Below are 18,681 nucleotides of genomic sequence, written 5' to 3' on the forward strand. Positions count from 1 at the left end.
ATTTTATGTATCTATAATAGATGATAAAACAATCAAAAGATCTAAAACGTTGATCGAATCAATTTTTCTGATCGAAATGCAAGTTACATATATTTTCGAAAATGTTTGACTGGAATGAACAGAAAGCAAAAAAATTGAGTAACGAATGTGAAACGAATGAAACTGAGTGAAAGTTTTCAAAGCAATTCCTAAGGAAAATGATCACTGAAGATAGACAAAATTTAAAAGCAGCAAAAAGAAATAAAAAAGAATTATTCTTGCGTATTGAATAGTCAAAAGGAAACCAAAAATAGTTAGTTTTACCATATAAATATAAGGAAAGAAAAAGCGGGAAATTGACTTGGAGAACCAAGAGCAATACCCGCTTTGATTTTTTAAGAATTCAGATTATTCGTGGTGATGCCCATGCCCGCAGCATTCGTGATCGCCATCTTCATGGTGATGCCCATGTCCGCAGCATTCGTGATCGCCATCTTCATGGTGATGCCCATGTCCGCAGCATTCGTGATCGCCATGTTCATGATGATGCCCATGTCCGCAACATCCGCCGCGTTGGCTTAAGACAATTAATTCACCGTCTTGTAAATCGATGATGACATTTTCAACGACGTCTTTTGCATCACCTTCCATTAAAATTTTTACACCTTGAATATCTTCTGGTTGATCGCCTTCATCAAAGCGAACGAGTTGGAATGTAGGCATTACACCGCAGCAGCCTTCTTGAAGGATGACTTCAAGACCTTCAGCGCCATTTGCGGATAAAATATTATTCAGCTCAACTAAAGCTGGTTCTGTAATTTTCATATTCAGATCCTCCGTCTTCAACAGTTTAGCCTAAACAAATCGTTTTGAAAAATCTAAGACATATAAAATATGGAGAAATGAGAAAGAAAATAACCAAATGGCAGAGGGTCTTTTTCTGATTCGGATTCATGATTTTTTGCACAAGAGTTTTTAAAAATAAAGATGATGAAAACAGAATTGAAATGATTTTGCTTTAAACGTGCTATAATCCGCAACGATGAATGAGAAAAAGAAACAATTATTTATTGAAGGAATGAAAGCCTCGATTCCGATTGCTTCAGGCTACTTTGCGGTTTCGGCAGCGTATGGAATGGCGGCGATTGTTCAAGGTATGACCGTTACGCAAGCGGTGATGACTAGCTTGCTCAATTTGACAAGTGCTGGCCAATTTTCGGGAACGACTTTGATTTGTGCGCAAGCTTCTTTAGTGGAACTTGTGTTAACCCAACTTGTGATTAATGCGCGTTATTTTTTGATGTCCATTTCTTTGGCGCAAAAAACAGGAAACAAGATGCCACTTAAAAAACGATTGATCATGTCGTTTGGCATCACGGATGAAATTTATGCAGTAGCAATATCACAAACAGGCGCTGTGAAATTTGTTTGGTTTTTAGGTTTGATGATCCCGCCAATTATAGGTTGGACACTGGGAACTTTATTGGGCGCAAGTGCAAGTTCAGCATTGCCGGATCAATTAGTCAATGCCCTGGGCTTAGCAATGTATGGGATGTTTATTGCGATCTTTGTTCCTGTGGCAAGAAAAGAACGTCCGATTTTATATTGTGTTTTATTGACGGCATTTGTTAGTGTCGGACTCAATTTAATTCCGGCATTTCGCCAAGTGTCTTCTGGTTATACGTTGATTATGATTACGGTTGTGATTAGTGCGTTTATGGCTTGGCGTTTCCCTAGAGAAGATGCGAATCAAAATGATGATCTAGAAAGTGAGGAAGAATAATGGATTCGCTTTACACGTATAGTGCGATCATCGTGATGGCAGTAGTGACTTATATTATTCGCATGATTCCTATGGCATTGTTCTCGAAGCCAATTCAAAGTCGATTCTTTCAATCGTTTTTATACTATGTGCCCTATGTTGTTTTATGCGCGATGACTTTTCCTGGGGTGTTTTCCTCTTCTTTGTCGACAGTCGCTTGTGTGTTGGGTGTGCTTGTAGCAATTGTTGGTGCGTGGTTTGGAGCAAGTATGTTACAAGTTGCGATTATGGCGGCAGTTGTCGCTTATATCAGTCAATTAATTTTTTAAAAGTAAATTGAAAAAGACGGCATGATGAAAGTTATGCCGTCTTTCTTTTAGTAAAGGAAAAATCAATATTTTGTGATGTTTAGGAAAGGAAAAAAGAAAAAGAGAAGACCAAATTTTTGGAAAAAAGACGAGAAATTGCAAATTAAACGACCAAAATAAGCAAGTTAACGTCCAAAAAGTGGGGATTATTGACTCGAATTTGGCCAAAACGTTCTAAATGGTTTCATGAATAACATATAATGGATACAAGAAGGAGAATATTATGGAAAAACAAGAAAAACTCCAGTATTTCAAAGTCATTTTGACTGCATGTTTTATGGTTGCAGCAAGTACCGGACTTTGTTTCTATTCAAGTGGAGTCTTCTATCAACCGCTCGCAAATGGGTTGAATATCTCTTTGGGTCAAGCTTCAAGTTCAACAACTTTTGTGCTTGTCTTCATGGCTTTAACCGCTTTGTGTGTTCCTTATTTATTGCGAGCAGTAAAACTAGAAACATTGCTGTTGATCGGAACGACAATAAGTTGTGCTGCTGTACTCTTTATTTCGTTTAGCTTTAACCGCTACTTCGTTTATGCATTTTGTTGCTTATTAGGAGTGGGTGCTTCCTTGATTGGTTTAGTACCGGCGACAACTTTAATCAACAACTGGTTCGATCAAAAGAAAAACTGGACGACTTCCATCGTTCTGGCTGCTTCAGCTTTAAGTACCGCACTCTTTTCACCTTTGATGGCATTTAGTGTCGAAATGCTTGGTTGGCGAATGGGATTTGTAATTCAAGCGGTATTGATTTTAGTTTTTATGGCACCAGCTTTATATTGGCGTGTGCCATTGCATCCGGCAACAGCAGGAAAAGTTGCTTATGGACAAGAAGAAGCGCCATCCAATAATAAGAGAAAAGCACCACGCGAGCTATTAATTAGCTTTGCGCTGATCGCAGTGTTCTCGGCATTCTTAGTTGCATTACCGATGCATTATTCTTCGCTTGCCCCTTCCATTGGCAAATCCGCACTCGTTGGCGCAACAGCGCTAAGCTGGTGCATGATCGGAAACTTAGTATTCAAATTGACAGCCGGTTGGTTAGCGGATCGCATTAAACCGGTTCTTGCTTCCGGATTATTGAATATCGTGGCGTTGATTGCCACAATCGGCATTACAATTTTGATTTTAATGCACATTGGCAATGGACTTTATCCACTTTGCTTCTTGTTCGGTAGTGCCTTTGCACTAAACGAATTATCGTTACCATTAATCGTATCAAACCGTGTGGATAAACGTTATTATTCGACGGTTTATGCGATCTTGAACTTCTTATCCACATTAACTACAGCATTGATGATCAGCTTAGTTGGCTTTATGTACGACAAACTGACGTCTTATTTATGGGTATACATCATCGCTATTTTGATGGAAGTTTGCATTGCTGGATTGATCTATTATCTGATTTCTAATGAGAAAATGGATGATTTAGTCACGAATGATTTTACTCGTTCCTTTATTGAGCGGGTGCGTGATGAAAGCAAAAAACGGCAAATGATGAAAGTGGAAAAAGAACGTCAAAAAGCGTTTGAACAAAAAGCACAAGAAACTGACTCATCACAAACAGATGACGATCATCCATCTGCTGTTTTCAACAAACAAATGGCTTTATTTGAAGAAGCACCACATGAAGTTCCATCCAATGATGAACGGGACACTTTGACAGAAGACAATTTAGATGTTCAAGAAACAAACGTAGATGAATCGATCAATCAAAAAGAAGAAACTCCTGTTGAATCAGAAGAAGAACAAGATGATTCTACAAAATAAATCTACAATATAAATATGGAAAAACCAGAGCACTCCAATGGAGAAAAACGCTCTGGTTTTTTTATCGAATATAAAATTTTGCATCGTCATCGCTCGATGAGTTTACAGGGATTTCGACAATATAGCTAGAATAGCCATTGATCGCCGTGGTGTTTTCAATTTGATAAAGACGGGGAAAATCACCATAAGTGAAATGGACGTGTCCATGAAAGAAATAACGCGGTTGATATTGATGAATCAATTGTTTGAATGTTTCAAAGCCTTGATGACATAAATCTTGACCATCATGATATCCCTTTGCGGGGGCATGAGTGACGAGAATATCAAATCCTTTTTGTTTATATAAGGAAAGCCATAACTTATGGACGCGTTTTTTCATTTGTTTTTCGGTGAGCTGATAAGGGTGAGAAGAAAAGCCCATGGCACCGCCTAATCCTAAAATGCGCAGGCCATGCCAGTTGATTAATTGGTCATCGATACCAATACAACCTTGCGGAGGATGTTGAAGATAACGTTCATCGTGGTTACCAGCAACGTATAACACATCGCCATGAAACATTGTGGCGATAAATTCCAAATAACTTGCGGGAAGATCGCCACAAGAGATGATTAAATCGATTCCATCAAAACAATGTTCATCCCATTTTTGATCATATCGACGATCAATCACATCACTCAATAATAAAATTCGTAATTTATTTTGGCTCATGATCCATCTCCTGTGCGACATGAAAAGGCAAGGGATCGATGGAATCTAAACCATGGATTTGGACAACTTTTTCCGCAGAAGGAATCAGTTGGATATCCGTGGGAATCGTTCCGACGATATTATCAACAAGCCAGTTCATCGTGGCAATTTCTTCCATCGACAGTGGCGTGGAATCGGGAACTGGTTTTTGATGACTTTGGGCATTTGTTTCTTCAAAAATATTGAAATTGTTTTGGGCAATATTATTTTTAATCAGTTCAATCATTCGCTTTGTTTCAAAAGGTAACTCTTGACTAAAGCTGACATCAATTAAACCGTTGGAGATGCCTAGCCAATAGTTAATCGAGGATCCTTTAGCCTCATCAAAACGATAAGTCCGATTTAAAATCGATTGAATAATTTGGGTATAGAAGATACTCCATTTCTGTTGGATCGTCGACAAATTAGAGAATTTTGAAGCCCGAACATCGAATAAGCCAAAGCGTTTTCCTTTTTGAATTGCAGGATCGAATTCTTGACCGGCAATATAAATCATATCGATATCCATAGGAAACTCACGATTAGTGGCCATCGTTGTAGTTGACCAATCTAAATACACTTTGGCGTGGGGGCGGACCATCTTGACGCCAAGGGCAAAGGCATTAATATTGGCAATCGCACCATAAATCGGATAATCTGCGATATATCCGATATGACTAGAATGAGATAAAGCGCCAGCAGCGAGTCCTTGTAAAAACATAATTTCATAGCCGCGCGTAGAGTACGAGCGAACGGCCGTGGATTCGGGATTTAAGGAGCAATTCAAAAAGCGAACTTTAGGATATTTGGCCGCAAAGCGATTCGTGATTTGTAACAATAAAGGATGGGAAGTGAAGATCACTTGTGCACCCCATGCAATACTGTTTTCCATTGCTTGAATAATTTCTTCGTTTTGATGGCCAGAATAACATTGAATGGCAACCTGGTTTTGGAGAGCATTCGCCATTTTGTGGAAAGCCTGTTCATGAGTAGCTGTCCAAATGGAAGTTTGCGGATCTCCTTGGCTAATTAAAACGGCTTTAATGGGTTCTTTAAAAGCCGCAAATAGCGATTTATGATCGGAAATTTCTGCTTTGGTCAATAAAGCGGCTTTAGGAGAATGGGGATAAGTTTTAATTGTAGGCAAAATGCGCATTAACTCTTTTTCGATTACAGTATCGGGAATGATTTGACCTTCGGGATATCCATAGACTTCTAAAAATAGTAAAAAGGCATCGCCAGGGGTTGCTGCAATCGGTTCAAGGACGATTTTGGATAAAACTGTTTCAAATGTTTTGAAAAAAGAAGAGAGATCTTCTTTTTGATGATCATTTAGCTCTTCTTGATTGTCTTTGAGAATCAGCTTCAATAATCGATCATAGTTTTTCGCTTTAGACATCAATAATGTTGTGATTCCACTAGCTTGGCGAAAATTTAAATAGGCAGAATATAAATCACTTTGCTCAAGACTTTGGCAATCGACAATCAATTCAATTACGTTTGCTTGAATTAAGGGGTTATTCAACAAGCGGGTAACCGAGACGCGTTTATTTCCTTCTTCAACAAAATAATGACCGAAAAACAGATAAACCGTAATCGCATCATGAAGGCCTTCACTTAAAGCGTATTGATATAAGTTCATCCATTTATTCGCAAATTCAGTGTTGGTCTCTAATAACGGCATAAAGTTTGCCGCAAAAGAATGGGTACGTCCTTCATGACACGTCCCGATGATGGAATGAGTGGGGATTTCTTGTAGACTATGAAATTCTTTTTTGATAATCGTTTGGTCTTTTAAAATATGATCGAGGACGGGAAGATAAGGGTCTTCGTTTAATCTTTTCTTCTCGTTTACACAAGCAAGCGCTTGTTTGCGGGCTTGAAGATAAACATCAGTTACGTTTGTCATATCACAACCTCCATTCTTTTATTATCATTGAGTATTTTGGTTGGGATTTCTATGTCTAATGATTAAAACGTTTCAGAGTGTCAACAGGGCGAAAAAATGAAACGTTTTCGCGCAAATGATTTTGTTTTAAAAAGGGCAAAGAACCGAATAAGCCATTTTAATATCCAACTAGGTCCGTTTGTGATTTCAATAAAATGGATCCTCTACAATGAAAATGTAAAAAGAAAGATATCCTTTTTACATTGAATAAATGGGGCTGTTGCCCGCTAAGAGAGGAAGATTGAAATGGTTTTAAGTGGAGAAGAAATGCAGTTATTAGAAAACTTAGTTGGGCGCAAAGCAGAACGAGTCATTGTTCCCGTAAAAAACGATTCGATCAGCAAGCCTGTAGAAACGATTTTGGTTTTATCGAAAGACAAAGGAATTAAAATTGATTCTTGTTTCCGAACCCAACAAGCAATCGAAACCCCAGAAGCATATCCACAGTTGCGGGTACGCTTAATTCATGAAATTCCACAATATACAGATGGCGATGAAATTGAATTTTCAAATACTGGAGAAATCGTTCGTTCGGTAAAAGTAATCAGCGAACGAGTCAATACGCCTAATGACACAGCAAGCTACACAAAGTCGATTCATATTGAATTAACAGGGTCTCGCGATGTTACAATTACTCGTGAAACATTCCGTTCACCAAGCTTGCGGGTGTATGAACATGAACCAGATTCGCCAATTGAAGAAGAAAAAGATGCGATCATTACTCAATTTGTCCAAACATTCTAATGAGGACTATCGATTCCCAACAATTTATGATGAAACAAGTAGCTACTCATTTAAAAAATGAGTAGCTCTCTTTTTTAGGGAAAATTAGCGAAAATAGAAAACACCGAAAAAGGGTGGTTGACTTGCCTATGAGTGTTTTCTATACTTTCGATGTACTTAATCTCAACGTTGGGGGACGTGGGTTTTGGGTACGATAGGTATAAGGACAATCTATTATCATTAAAAAACGATCATGTATTCATTATATTAATCTCTACTACCTTCTGATGTGTTCATAACTTACGTTTTAACTATCCTTATACCACAACTATCGAGAGGTTTTGTACGGACAAAACCAAAGAAGAGCCTGCGGGCTCTTTTCTTTTTATTCAAAAAAGGCGAATTTTCCTTTTCTAATTTTTGGTACAGGTTTTGTATCGTAATAACCTAAAGCGGCAATGCCATAAACGACCATGGAATCATCAATACCTACTTTTTCTAAAAATGTGCGAAGGTTTTTGGAATCCATATAATGTCTTAATTGGTTAATCCATACTGAACCGATATTTAAACTATGACTGGCAAGAAAGATATTTTCCAAAGCACAAGCATTATCTTCCATGCCATGACTATTATCCTTTAAGTTGGCGGGGATAATTAATGCAGTTGGATGATACATCGTATACGCGTTGTTATTTAATTCAACTTTCATAATATCAATCAATTCATTAATCAAATCTTGATTGGTCACAACCGCAAAGTACCAGGTGTCTTTTCCCATTCCACTTGGAGCGTGAATGGCGCAATCGACAATCAATTCTAAGTCTTCTTTAGAAATCGGTTTGTCATTAAACTGACGAATCGATCTTCTTGTTTGTATTGAATTTATTACTTCATTCATTTTGATCACCTCACCTGTTATTTTATTTTAAATCATCACAAATGGCTTTTAGTTTTGCTTGGCTAGAAAAACTAAAAGCTGATTTCATCAAAGAAAATCAGCTTTTTAGTTAATCTACTTTTAACATGCGATATCCAACCCCAATATGGGTTTGGATAAACTGTGGAGAGCCCTTTTTTGATTCGAGCTTTTTACGCAGTGTGGCCATAAAGACGCGAAGGGAAGCAATATCATTATCCGAATTCGTTCCCCAAATTTTTTGTGTGATGTAGTTATGCGTTAAAACACGACCGACGTTTTTAGACAACAAAGTGAGCAGTTTGAATTCAATAGGGGTTAAATGCAGTTCTTCATTATTGATCAGTGCACAACCTGCCGCATAATCGACTTTTAAAGGACCATTGATAAAGATGGAATTATTGTTTGTAGGTAAAGATTGATTAGATAAGTGTCGTTCTACAACGCGTAAGCGAGCGAGTAATTCGACAATCGAAAATGGTTTTGTTAAATAGTCATCAGCACCGGCGTCTAAAGCGGCGAGCTTATCATCGTCATCACTCCGTGCGGAAATAACAATGATCGGCATATTCGACCAGCTTCTAATTTTATGAATAATTTGAACACCATCGATGTCCGGTAAGCCTAAATCTAAAAACATGACATCTGGATTGTGCGTCGATGCTTCGAGAATTGCATTTTTTCCATCACTGGTCATCAAATACTGATAGTCATGAGATTTGAGGGTTGTCCCAATCAAATTACGGATAGAATTATCGTCTTCAACGACGAGAACAGTAGTTGTTTTCATATTTGATCACCTTGTTTTGTTTTATTATTATAGCGAACAACAACGGGGGAATACAAATCGAATGAACATCACTTTCCTATAAATCAAAGACAAATCCCCCACTCTTTGTTCGTGAGTAGGGGATTCATGTTTAAATAAAAATCAAATTACACCGCTTTTTTTGTCTGGATTTGTTGAACAACTAAAATCTTACGGGCAAAAAGTTCATCAACAATAAAATAGGTTTTATACATTGAAAATTTAATCAATGCTGAAAAGAAGATCCAAACTTGAACTAGGGCTAAAAAAGCAGTTGAGGCTAAAATTGAGTAGGCCGCCCAATCAAGAATTTGCGGGAAAACCCGATGGATGAGCAGTTGACATAATACTGGAATCAACAAGAGGTTCATAAAGGAACAAAAGATTCTTGTTGGCAGTAATAAGATATCTTCCACATTCTCTTTGGATTTAAAGTTAATGGCCGAACGATAAAGAATTACTTTTTTATAGATGTTCGTAAGTTCTGGATTTTGCTGATTTAAAATTTGGTTTAAGGTTGTGTAAAGTTCTTCGTTGCGAATGTAGTGACGCATAAAGATCTCCGTTTTTAATGATATAAATATGAAATTATTTCTTTGCGCATAATGGGGACATATTGTGAAAATACAAGGGATGTACCTGTTACTAACTTAGCCGATTCAATCGCATTCATCAAGTAAAATCACGTGTTTATGACGATTTTCTTTCGAAAATTCAGCGGTAAGAAGAAGATGAAAAAGAAGCGCAAAAAAGAAAAAAGCGCCTTGATTTTCAGGCACTTTTCACAAAAATGAAACTCATTAAACGCTACGTAAAAATAAATTGCTTTTTTATTTCACTTCGATTTTACGATAAAAATGGGCAGTCGAAATTCCCCAAGTTTTTGTGCGGACTTTTTCTAATACGCCAATTTGATCCGGCATCTCTTTTTCTTTTTTGGTTCGGATCACAATTTCTCCATCCTCTTTGATCAAAGCAGCATCACTTAAAGCTTCCATGACAGGGATAAAAATTGAATCAACAGTATAAGGGGGATCGAGATAGATTTTATCGAAAGTTTGTTTTTTGTTTTTTAAATCTTCAATCGCAACGAAGACATCTTGTTCCAATACGCGAATATTGCGATTTTCAAAATGGCATGCTTTGATGTTACGACGAATGACATTGGCGGCTTCTTTTCCTTTTTCAACCATGATGACACAGTGCGCATGGCGACTCATTGCTTCTAGGCCCATTGAACCGGAACCAGAAAAGAGATCGAGAAAGTCGCAATTCGGAATATCAAACTGCCATATATTAAATAGTGCTTGGCGAATCTTATCCGTAACAGGGCGGGTATCTAAACCTTGTGGGGCTTCGATGATTTTGCCACGAGCATCTCCAGAAATAATTCTCATTGTTTATCCATCCTTACTTGCCAATATCCTACCATCAAAGTGCGAATTCACGAATAATAAGAATGTAACAAGTATCAAACGAATGCTTTCATTCCAAAAGAAATCGGCTCTTAAAGGATGATTCGAGTATTAACACTCTCGAATTGAAGAAACAAAAAGCAATTCAAAAAGAAAATGGAGTAAAAACAAGAGAAACAACAAACTAAAAAATAAGTAAAACAAAAGCGATTCGTTTGTGGAAAAATCAATATTTTCACAAGTGTAAAGCAGAGATTTAGAATAACGATTAAAAAACCTTGAATTCATTTTAAATGGATTTGAATCTTTAAATAGGACACAAAATGAACTGTTTAAAACATTGATGTAGGTTGTAAACTTACAGTAAAACTAGAGATTCCTCTAGTTGAATTGGTTTTGCATTCTGGAGGTGAAGAGTATGAATACACGCAATTTACAAATTCATTTAGAAAATAAGCTTTCTTCACTTGCCAGTGCCTGCATGGATAATAATGCGGTAGATGATGGGTTAATCTATGAAATCTTAGCAAACGATGAGATGAGCGACGAAACACGCTTGAATTATATTTGCCAGATCGAAGTTCGCCTACCTTCTAACTGCAAATCAAAACGAAAAACCGAAACGGATTTGAATTCCCTCTATCAAGAACCAGAGGAAGTTCGAAGCCAAAAGCAAGAACGTTGGAATAAACTGCATCAAATCGCAGTCGAATTAAAAACAAATCATGAAAATAAAGAAGTTCCTCGCGAACGCTTCTATCAGCTTGTCAGCATCTTGACTGTAGACCCAAAACCAGCAGGCACTGTTTCGAATCATTCGAAACACGAAAGAGATTGAAAACTTGAATGATCAAGCAGACTCAAATCAAGATAAAGAGTCTGCTTTTTTTCTGTCGATAATTTTAAAAAGGGTAGATCGTGTTGGATTCTTACATACCAATGTCACAAAAATCCATATAAAGCAGCGAGCCTTCATGATTGAAGCAATGTAATCAAATTGATTTATAGCGCAAGATATGGAGTTATATTTTAACTAAAAATACGTTGTATATAACTCGAAATGATGATGTTCGAAAGAGGCCGAAGAGAAAAAAAGAGAATAGGCGAAAAAAATCAGATGGCGAAAAGGGAGAATTCGTCAATTGTCTAACGGATAATTTAGTAAAAAAGTTAGTGCCATTTTTAATGGGCACTAGACCATACACTTTTGAAAAGATTCGTACAATAATAAAAAGAAAAAGATAGACGAGAGGAATGAATATGGAACGCAACCAAACAGTGAAATCCCCGAGTGATGGATTGGAATTAGATATTTTAGAAGTCCTTCCGGATCATGGAACAGTGGTGGGGATTGTTCAAATCGCCCACGGCATGCAAGAACATAAAGAACGCTATCGCGACTTTATGAACTATTTAGCAAGTAAAGGATATGCCGTTGTCTGTGCGGATCATCGCGGACATGGAAAAAGTATTCAATGTCCTGAAGATTTGGGCTATTTCTATGATGAAAGTGGCGATGCAATCGTAGAGGATCTCAATGCGGTTCAAGAAAATTTACGCCAAGAATACCCTGGTGTACCTGTTTTCTTAATTGCCCATTCAATGGGAACTTTAGTCGCTCGAAAATATATTCAATCTTATGATGATCGCATTTCAGCTTTAGTGTTATCAGGGGCAGTGTATAAAAATCCGGCAGCTAAACCAGGTAAAATGTTAGTCAATGTCATTCGCGCATTCAAAGGAGATCGCTACATTTCCAAATTTGTCGCCAATCTTGTGGAAGGTTCGTTTGATAAAGGGATTGCCGGTGAACAGAAAAATCGGTGGTTGTCTTACAATGAAGACAATGTAGATCGCTTCAATGCGGATCCAATTTGTGGCAAACCTTTTACTTTGAATGGCTATGCCAATTTATTGCAGCTCGTCATCGATTGTTATCGAAAAAAAGGCTGGGCATTGAAAAATCCACAATTGCCAATTTTCTTTGTCGCAGGAGCAGAAGATCCGGTGATTGGCAATGCTCAACAATTTATGAAGATGCAACAGTTTTTAAAAGATCGTGGATATCAAAACGTAGCAGGAAAATTATACGAAAAGATGCGTCATGAAATTTTAAATGAGACAGATGGCCAACTCGTTTATGAAGACATCTATACATTTCTTGAAACGCAGCGCAAAGAAGCGACATTAAAATAAATGGATAATAAAGTAGAAAAAAAGGAACAAATCGAGGATAATCGCTCGCTTTGTTCCTTTTTCATTATGGGTTATTCAAGTATGTATTGAATTTCAACGGCATCATATTCCGGTAAAGGAATCGGGGCAGAATAAGCAAAAGTATGCTGATTGGTTGATGCATCGAGATCGACCATTTCGGCAAATACGACTTCTCCTTTATTTTTAAAGAGAATATTGGCATTTCCGTAAAATACACCATCAGAATCAAGGCTGACTTGATATTGAACAACACCATTTTGTTGATCAACGCCATCGGAAATCACTTCGATTCGTGGGTTTTGTTCAGGATGGCGTTTCAAATAGTGCCAAAGGATATTTTCGTATGTCGCATCTTCGCCTTCGTCGAGATAGTAATCATAATCCATAAGACTTGTTGTATAGGAAGATTCATAATCGACATCTACTTGAATATCTTTAGCATCCACACCTTCAAGTTGGGAAGACGTGTAGAGCACGCTCGTCCAAGCGTCTTCTTGGCCATAACCGAGTTCAATGTGCGAAAAATTATACAGTTCTCCATAGTCTTCATTGGCAGTAATTTCTACATCGATAAAAAGAGAGGCATAAATCGCCGGATCATCTTTAGTAAGATGAAAATTGATCATAACGGTATTGTCAGTCGGTTTGGAAACTTGGAATGGTTCGGCACGAACACAAGACGGAAGTCCTTTGTCATGATCAGAAGAAATATATTCTGCTCCAGAAGAAGAAGAGGGAAGAAACATCATCCCCACAAAACTAACCAAGATGGCTAACCAAGAACACAATAACCATTGTCCGGGTTTAAAGCCTTTTTTCTTTGTTGAAGTTTTTTTTCTGGGATTTTGTGGCTTTGTTTCCAAAGAAGAGAAAGAATGATCTTGTTTGGCATCTTCAGGAATTTCAGGAAGATCAGGGAGTTCGGGAATTTGAGGTGGCATTTGATGATTGGAATCGGACATAAAAACCTCCAAGTTCTAGATCAGGTTTACATCAAAATGTAATGAGGAATCAAAGTGAAAATGAATGTAATTTGATTTTATCAAATCTAAATGATGGAGGAATAAAATCAGGGGATTTCAATCATTTTGATCATGAATTTTTGATTTTATGGAGGTCTTTTGACAAGAGGGATGATGTAACGTTTTGATAAAAAATTAGAAAGAAGCAATACAGCGGTAAGAACCATAAAAAAATTATAAAAGTCTAAGGAAGATCAAAAAGAATGATAAAATGTGAATAGTTTTCAATGTAAAAATAAGGATAAAAAATTTTAAACTTCAATCGCATAGAGGATGAGGGATGTTTTATGGCTTCTAGAAATCAACGAACACGAAAAGTTGGATTTTTCAAAAAAAGTATATATGAATTAACAACATGGAATCGGATCTTTTTATTCATTTTGGCGGGAGGAACATTTCTGTTCTCGTTTTTAATGATGATTGGCTCTTTTGGAGTAGGTTACATGCAGAACTCGATTGTACCGTATTGTTATATTTTGGCGACTGTTTTCTCTTTTGGCGCTTTGCTTGGTGGTTTTTGCGGAATCAATACGAGTGAAAAACAGGCCCCTAGAGTGAGTAGACAAACAATTTCTCCGGCACCTAAATCCAAATCAACAAAAGCGAAAATACATAAAAAATATAAAGTCATTTTAAAGAATTTAGAGAACATCCAAAAAGATGCGCAAGAACGCTACAACAGTGTAGAAGAACTTTTACAAGAATATTTTGGGGATTCAACGATTTCGATCGCCCGCTATACCGATGTTTTAACAAAGGCGAATCAAGTATTAGAACAAAATGTTGAACATGCCAATAAGGCCGTGGAATTATTTGGAAACTCCGAACCAACGCCCGCTCGACTTGAGATTTTGACGCATTATGTTCATGATTCACAAGATGTCCTCGATAAAATTAACCAAATCGTAGATGAACTCATCCGCATTCATCAAAGTTCAAGTTTTGAAAAAGGCGATGCCCTTGACGAAAGACTGGATGAACTCGTTCAAACCACGCACTATTATGCCAATAAAAGTGAAGACAAAAATATTGGCCAATAGCGATTTGAGCAAGGACTAAGATTAAAAATCAACAAAAAGCAGAAGATCAATTGTTTGAATAAAAATCTTCTGCTTTTTTTGTGCCAAGAAAAAGAATATAAAAAATGCCCAGTGGCGATTGGCTATCGCTTAGGGCATTGGAAATTTATTCGAGTTTGACTTCAATCACTGTATCCTCTTGGATTGGCGTTGTGGCGGGGATACTTTGCCAGTGGACTCGACCATAGCCATCAGCAGAGATGGATATGCCGGTTAAGTTCCAAAAGGCGGTGATATCTTTTCTTGTCCAGCCGATCATATCCGGCATTTGGCGCGTAGAACCGTTGGTTAATAACATGACGTTATCGTTGGAGTTGATTGTTGTGGAAGGATCAGGGAATTGAGCAACCACAGTATCGCCATCGCCAATGATAATTGTATTCACTTTAGTGCCGGCTAATCTTTCTTGGGCATAATTCAAAGAATGACTCGTTAAAGAAGGCATTGGTGAAGAAACCCATTCTTGATGTTGTTCAGTGACACTGCGATCGGTACCCGTATTGACATTGACCGTTTGCAGGGCACTTTTCATAATTTCTTTAAAAGGATCTGCCGAATAATTTAAGTAGTTCGGACCTTGCATGCCGTAACAAACGAGAACTTTAGGATCATTCGCTGGTGCGGCAGCAATAGTGGAAGACGTATAGTTTTCTTTATCATACGTATGCGTATCTTCATTATAGATTTCCCCGGTACCTGTTTTTAGAGCCATGTCGATCCCTTCAATCGCAAAGCGATCCCCGGTCATTCCTGGATCGAGGACATGACGCATTAAATCGACAACTTGATGCGCGGTATCTGCAGAAACAGGGGTGCCGACAGCTTGTGGAGAATTTTTTTGGATCGTTTCTTCTGTGGAGCTATCGATAATGGAATCAACAATATAAGGTTGCATCATAATGCCATCATTGAAGATCGCGGTATAAGCTTTGCATAATTCCAAAATCGTCATGGAAGAAGCCTGACCAAACCCGGAAGATAAATAGTCGGTTGCCGAGGTGGTGTTTTTGATTCCGACTTGTTCGTTAACGAAGGGAATCCCAGTTTGTTCGAACAAATCGAACTCTTCTAAATAGCGATTGACGGTTTCTTTATTTAAGTGATTCGTGAGCAATTCACAAAGTGCGATGTTCGAAGAAAGAGCCAAACCATCTTCAAAAGTGAGCACACCATGGTCTTTTCCTAAGGCGTCAAGGATCGGTGGGATGGTGGTTTCATATTGTGAAGCAACACGGGTAATTTTTCCGGTAAGAGGATCTTCTGTATAGGCAAATTCACCTGCACGATACGTTTGATTATAAGGATAAACCCCGGCATCAATGGCCATCGCATAGTAGAGTGGTTTAATAATTGAACCAGGCTCTAAAGGATATTCCGAAACTTTATCGATATAGGAAGGAATATCTAAATGGCTATTTTGATCGTAAGTTGGATAAGAAGCCCAAGCGAGAATTTTTCCCGTTTCAACTTCCATAACTAAAGTCCAAGCAGCGGATGCTTTGGAATCTTCCATCGTAAAGCGCATTTGTTCTTCGACGGTTTGTTGTAAAGAGCTATCTAAAGTGAGTTTGACGTGGTCACCATTGACGGCTTCGGTAATTATTTCTCGCGATCCCGGTAATTCTTGGTTCGTATTAGTGGCGCGATATTGTTCTTGACCATCTTCGGATCCAAGATACAGTTCCATGGATTTTTCTAAACCAAGTTTACCAATGATGTTTTGCGCAGTGTCATCATAGGCGGCAAACCCGATTAAGTTCGAGGATAGAGGGGTAATCGGATAATCGCGTTTTGTTGTTTCAATAAAAGAAAGGCCAGGAATTTTCATGGATTCGAGTTTTTCTTTATCTTCACGACTAATTCGTTTCGTTCCAGTCCCCAGCTCGATTTGGCTTTTGCCTTGCATTTGTCCGCGCTCGATTAAGCGCACAAGTGTCTCTTCGTTGACGGCATCGCCAAGAACAGACTTGATGGCAGCGGCAAATGCTTGGGGATCTTCGACATAACTTCCCGTGTTTTGAGCATCGGCGGCAGCTAAAGCTGCTTCTGTTTGTTCAGTGCGACCATTGAGTTCGGCTTTATAGAGTGCGTTTTGCCGTTGTGCTTCGATTAAACGCTCTTCTGCGGCTTTTTCTTCTGGAGTTCGCGTATCAAAGTTTGCGGCTAAAGTATAAGCGATCGTTTGCCTTGCTAAAACTTGATTGGAGCGATCGAGAATGTCTCCTCGAACGCCATTGATCGTTCTAGCTTGAACGGAGTTGCGAATCATGGAATTAATGGCGAGGTTTCCTGACCAAAAATGCTTTTGGGTAACCATTGTATAAAGGAGGGTGCAACAAGCAAGTGCAGCACAACTGATTAAAACGGCACTCACTTGGAAAATATGGCGGTTGGAGGTGCAGTTTTCAGCACTTTTCGCTTGGCGTAAGCGGTGGCGAGCTCGTTTTTTGTTGATCTCTTCATAATCGACACCAGGGATTAAATCGAGTTGTTGGACATCTAAATGTTCGACTTGTTTCTTGTTTTTTCGCTTTTTTTGCATTCCGATCTCCTTTCTATATCTTCAGTTGAAACTATTTTTTTTAAATCTATGGCTCTTATTTTTAGTGGCCAACAAGAGTATATACCATGATAAAACGAGCAGTTAAAAAGAACTTTAAAACTAAAAGATTCTTTTCAACTGCCCGTTTTATTGTTCACTATCGTAGTAATAAACGTTATTTGAGTTTTCGCTGACTTGGCCTTCTAACATCCCTAAGACTCGACTTTTTTCTTGGAGTTGATAAATCTCATCTTTGAGTTCATCAACATTTGCAGAATAAGTAGAGATATCTGATGTGAGCTGTTGGTTTGTTTTTGCAAGGTTATCGGAATAAGAGCGTAACAGTAAGCAAACTCCGATGTAGCCTACAACAGAAAGAAACAACAAGGAATAAAGCACATGTAGAGGGGTGAAGATTTTCTTCTTTTTCTTTTTAGGATTTGTATGTTGATTTGGCTTAGTCATTGTCGATCCTCATAATTCCCCGCAATTTTGCGCTGTGGGCACGCATATTAACGGCTAGTTCATCTTCACTAGCGAGAATAGGTTTGCGATTGATGAGTTGATAATGCAATTGTTCATCGATGTTAACAGGCATACGGCGATTAACTTTTTTAGGAAGTGCTTTGGCAGCAAATGCTTGTTTAACAATGCGGTCTTCTAAAGAGTGGAACGTGATCACAGCCATTTTGCCATTAGGGGCTAATAAGTCTAAGCCTTGTTCGAGCACAGATGTGAGCTGTGGAAGTTCTTGATTAACCTCCATGCGTAGTGCTTGGAAAGTTTGTTTAGCAGGGTGTCCCTTTTTCTTGAGAACAGCAGCAGGAAGTGCGGATTTAATGACATCGACCAATTCAAAGGTTGTTTGAATGGGTGATTCGGAGCGTGCTTGCACAATACGAGCAGCAATCTTAGGGGCAAAAGATTCTTCACCATATTCACGGAGAATTCGAATTAATTCTTCTTTGGAATAAGTGTTGACGATCGTTTTTGCATCTAAAGATTGGCTTTGATTCATTCTCATATCTAAATCGGCATCAAAACGATAGGAAAACCCACGTTCGGGATCATCGAATTGGGGAGAAGACACGCCAAGATCCATTAAGATGCCATCGACGTGGTCAATGTTATATTTTGCGAGTTGTTCTTTCAGTTGTTCAAAGGGAGCGTGAATTAAAGTGAAGTGATCAGAAATGGCTTCTAAACGACTTCTACTTTCATCAATTGCGGTTTGGTCTAAATCGAATGCATAGAGATGACCTTGATCGAGACGTTTAAGAATTTCACTAGAATGACCAGCGCGACCTAGTGTGCAGTCGACATAGATGCCATCTTGTTTGACGTCTAACATATCAATAGATTCCTGTAACAGGACGCTGATGTGTTCCATATAAGTACTCCTGA

At 38.2% G+C, this 18,681-nt stretch carries 18 protein-coding genes; 7 read left to right on the forward strand and 11 right to left on the reverse strand.

Annotation, left to right across the window (positions count from 1 at the left end):
- Positions 1 to 387: 387 nt before the first annotated feature.
- Positions 388 to 804 carry a hypothetical protein gene (locus tag ALLST_RS10870; RefSeq protein WP_019891985.1) on the reverse strand — a complete coding sequence of 139 codons (417 nt, stop codon included), beginning with the start codon at positions 802 to 804 and terminating at the stop codon, positions 388 to 390.
- A gap of 217 nt (positions 805 to 1,021) precedes the next feature.
- On the opposite strand from ALLST_RS10870, the gene ALLST_RS0100390 reads away from it, so the two are divergent.
- From ALLST_RS0100390 to ALLST_RS0100400, 3 genes are all read left to right on the forward strand, one after another.
- The gene (locus ALLST_RS0100390) at positions 1,022 to 1,762 is read left to right on the forward strand and encodes an AzlC family ABC transporter permease (protein ID WP_019891986.1); all 741 of its coding nucleotides are present in this window, start codon (positions 1,022 to 1,024) and stop codon (positions 1,760 to 1,762) included.
- Positions 1,762 to 2,070, forward strand: coding sequence for a branched-chain amino acid transport AzlD family protein (locus ALLST_RS0100395; protein WP_019891987.1), 309 nt, complete (start codon positions 1,762 to 1,764; stop codon positions 2,068 to 2,070). The genes ALLST_RS0100390 and ALLST_RS0100395 overlap by 1 nt, the downstream gene beginning before the upstream one ends.
- A 262-nt stretch (positions 2,071 to 2,332) precedes the next feature.
- Entirely contained in the window at positions 2,333 to 3,877 is a 1,545-nt protein-coding gene (locus ALLST_RS0100400) for an MFS transporter (protein ID WP_019891988.1), read from the forward strand.
- Between the two features lie 61 nt (positions 3,878 to 3,938).
- Here the strand turns inward: ALLST_RS0100400 and ALLST_RS0100405 are convergent, their stop codons facing one another.
- Entirely contained in the window at positions 3,939 to 4,586 is a 648-nt protein-coding gene (locus ALLST_RS0100405) for a metallophosphoesterase family protein (protein ID WP_019891989.1), read from the reverse strand.
- Entirely contained in the window at positions 4,573 to 6,513 is a 1,941-nt protein-coding gene (locus ALLST_RS0100410) for a BMP family ABC transporter substrate-binding protein (protein ID WP_019891990.1), read from the reverse strand. The genes ALLST_RS0100405 and ALLST_RS0100410 overlap by 14 nt, the downstream gene beginning before the upstream one ends.
- 285 nt (positions 6,514 to 6,798) lie before the next feature.
- On the opposite strand from ALLST_RS0100410, the gene ALLST_RS0100415 reads away from it, so the two are divergent.
- Positions 6,799 to 7,296 carry a hypothetical protein gene (locus ALLST_RS0100415; RefSeq protein ID WP_019891991.1) on the forward strand — a complete coding sequence of 166 codons (498 nt, stop codon included), beginning with the start codon at positions 6,799 to 6,801 and terminating at the stop codon, positions 7,294 to 7,296.
- 364 nt (positions 7,297 to 7,660) lie between these two features.
- Here ALLST_RS0100415 and ALLST_RS0100420 read toward each other — a convergent pair whose 3' ends face one another.
- From ALLST_RS0100420 to rsmD, 4 genes are all read right to left on the reverse strand, one after another.
- Positions 7,661 to 8,176, reverse strand: a complete 516-nt coding sequence (locus ALLST_RS0100420) for a nitroreductase (protein ID WP_019891992.1) — start codon at positions 8,174 to 8,176, stop codon at positions 7,661 to 7,663.
- A 109-nt stretch (positions 8,177 to 8,285) separates the two neighbouring features.
- Positions 8,286 to 8,984, reverse strand: a complete 699-nt coding sequence (locus ALLST_RS0100425) for a response regulator (RefSeq protein ID WP_019891993.1) — start codon at positions 8,982 to 8,984, stop codon at positions 8,286 to 8,288.
- Between the two features lie 146 nt (positions 8,985 to 9,130).
- The gene (locus ALLST_RS0100430) at positions 9,131 to 9,556 is read right to left on the reverse strand and encodes a hypothetical protein (protein ID WP_019891994.1); all 426 of its coding nucleotides are present in this window, start codon (positions 9,554 to 9,556) and stop codon (positions 9,131 to 9,133) included.
- Between the two features lie 276 nt (positions 9,557 to 9,832).
- On the reverse strand, positions 9,833 to 10,399 hold the full coding sequence (gene rsmD, locus ALLST_RS0100435) for a 16S rRNA (guanine(966)-N(2))-methyltransferase RsmD (RefSeq protein WP_019891995.1): 567 nt from the start codon (positions 10,397 to 10,399) through the stop codon (positions 9,833 to 9,835).
- 436 nt (positions 10,400 to 10,835) lie between these two features.
- Here rsmD and ALLST_RS0100440 point away from each other — a divergent pair, with 436 nt between their 5' ends.
- Together ALLST_RS0100440 and ALLST_RS0100445 are read left to right on the forward strand one after the other, a co-directional pair.
- Entirely contained in the window at positions 10,836 to 11,255 is a 420-nt protein-coding gene (locus ALLST_RS0100440) for a hypothetical protein (RefSeq protein ID WP_019891996.1), read from the forward strand.
- 422 nt (positions 11,256 to 11,677) lie between these two features.
- Positions 11,678 to 12,613, forward strand: coding sequence for an alpha/beta fold hydrolase (locus ALLST_RS0100445; protein ID WP_019891998.1), 936 nt, complete (start codon positions 11,678 to 11,680; stop codon positions 12,611 to 12,613).
- 71 nt (positions 12,614 to 12,684) lie between these two features.
- Here ALLST_RS0100445 and ALLST_RS0100450 read toward each other — a convergent pair whose 3' ends face one another.
- Positions 12,685 to 13,596 carry a hypothetical protein gene (locus tag ALLST_RS0100450; RefSeq protein ID WP_019891999.1) on the reverse strand — a complete coding sequence of 304 codons (912 nt, stop codon included), beginning with the start codon at positions 13,594 to 13,596 and terminating at the stop codon, positions 12,685 to 12,687.
- A gap of 347 nt (positions 13,597 to 13,943) precedes the next feature.
- Between ALLST_RS0100450 and ALLST_RS0100455 the strand changes: the two genes are divergently transcribed.
- Positions 13,944 to 14,696 (forward strand): hypothetical protein, encoded by a 753-nt coding sequence (locus tag ALLST_RS0100455; RefSeq protein WP_019892000.1) that lies wholly within the window; start codon positions 13,944 to 13,946, stop codon positions 14,694 to 14,696.
- A gap of 145 nt (positions 14,697 to 14,841) precedes the next feature.
- Here the strand turns inward: ALLST_RS0100455 and ALLST_RS09600 are convergent, their stop codons facing one another.
- From ALLST_RS09600 to rsmH, 3 genes are all read right to left on the reverse strand, one after another.
- Positions 14,842 to 17,277, reverse strand: coding sequence for a penicillin-binding protein (locus ALLST_RS09600; protein ID WP_019892001.1), 2,436 nt, complete (start codon positions 17,275 to 17,277; stop codon positions 14,842 to 14,844).
- A 147-nt stretch (positions 17,278 to 17,424) separates the two neighbouring features.
- Positions 17,425 to 17,742: a PilN family protein gene (locus ALLST_RS0100465; RefSeq protein WP_019892002.1), complete on the reverse strand. Its 318-nt coding sequence runs from the start codon at positions 17,740 to 17,742 to the stop codon at positions 17,425 to 17,427.
- Complete coding sequence (rsmH, locus tag ALLST_RS0100470; RefSeq protein ID WP_019892004.1) at positions 17,735 to 18,667, reverse strand: 16S rRNA (cytosine(1402)-N(4))-methyltransferase RsmH; 933 nt, start codon at positions 18,665 to 18,667, stop codon at positions 17,735 to 17,737. Before rsmH ends, ALLST_RS0100465 begins: the two co-directional genes overlap by 8 nt.
- Positions 18,668 to 18,681: the final 14 nt, after the last annotated feature.

Origin of the sequence: Allobaculum stercoricanis DSM 13633 (assembly GCF_000384195.1) — a bacterium.
Lineage (GTDB): Bacteria > Bacillota_I > Bacilli_A > Erysipelotrichales > Erysipelotrichaceae > Allobaculum > Allobaculum stercoricanis.

Excerpts from the sequence above, each read along its gene's own strand:
- ALLST_RS10870 (WP_019891985.1), bottom strand. The coding sequence starts at position 804 with ATGAAAATTACAGAACCAGCTTTAGTTGAGCTGAATAATATTTTATCC.
- ALLST_RS0100400 (WP_019891988.1), top strand. The coding sequence starts at position 2,333 with ATGGAAAAACAAGAAAAACTCCAGTATTTCAAAGTCATTTTGACTGCA.
- ALLST_RS0100390 (WP_019891986.1), top strand. The coding sequence starts at position 1,022 with ATGAATGAGAAAAAGAAACAATTATTTATTGAAGGAATGAAAGCCTCG.
- rsmD (WP_019891995.1), bottom strand. The coding sequence starts at position 10,399 with ATGAGAATTATTTCTGGAGATGCTCGTGGCAAAATCATCGAAGCCCCA.
- ALLST_RS0100445 (WP_019891998.1), top strand. The coding sequence starts at position 11,678 with ATGGAACGCAACCAAACAGTGAAATCCCCGAGTGATGGATTGGAATTA.
- ALLST_RS0100465 (WP_019892002.1), bottom strand. The coding sequence starts at position 17,742 with ATGACTAAGCCAAATCAACATACAAATCCTAAAAAGAAAAAGAAGAAA.
- ALLST_RS0100450 (WP_019891999.1), bottom strand. The coding sequence starts at position 13,596 with ATGTCCGATTCCAATCATCAAATGCCACCTCAAATTCCCGAACTCCCT.
- ALLST_RS0100455 (WP_019892000.1), top strand. The coding sequence starts at position 13,944 with ATGGCTTCTAGAAATCAACGAACACGAAAAGTTGGATTTTTCAAAAAA.
- ALLST_RS09600 (WP_019892001.1), bottom strand. The coding sequence starts at position 17,277 with ATGCAAAAAAAGCGAAAAAACAAGAAACAAGTCGAACATTTAGATGTC.
- ALLST_RS0100425 (WP_019891993.1), bottom strand. The coding sequence starts at position 8,984 with ATGAAAACAACTACTGTTCTCGTCGTTGAAGACGATAATTCTATCCGT.
- ALLST_RS0100420 (WP_019891992.1), bottom strand. The coding sequence starts at position 8,176 with ATGAATGAAGTAATAAATTCAATACAAACAAGAAGATCGATTCGTCAG.
- ALLST_RS0100430 (WP_019891994.1), bottom strand. The coding sequence starts at position 9,556 with ATGCGTCACTACATTCGCAACGAAGAACTTTACACAACCTTAAACCAA.
- ALLST_RS0100415 (WP_019891991.1), top strand. The coding sequence starts at position 6,799 with ATGGTTTTAAGTGGAGAAGAAATGCAGTTATTAGAAAACTTAGTTGGG.
- ALLST_RS0100440 (WP_019891996.1), top strand. The coding sequence starts at position 10,836 with ATGAATACACGCAATTTACAAATTCATTTAGAAAATAAGCTTTCTTCA.
- rsmH (WP_019892004.1), bottom strand. The coding sequence starts at position 18,667 with ATGGAACACATCAGCGTCCTGTTACAGGAATCTATTGATATGTTAGAC.
- ALLST_RS0100410 (WP_019891990.1), bottom strand. The coding sequence starts at position 6,513 with ATGACAAACGTAACTGATGTTTATCTTCAAGCCCGCAAACAAGCGCTT.
- ALLST_RS0100395 (WP_019891987.1), top strand. The coding sequence starts at position 1,762 with ATGGATTCGCTTTACACGTATAGTGCGATCATCGTGATGGCAGTAGTG.
- ALLST_RS0100405 (WP_019891989.1), bottom strand. The coding sequence starts at position 4,586 with ATGAGCCAAAATAAATTACGAATTTTATTATTGAGTGATGTGATTGAT.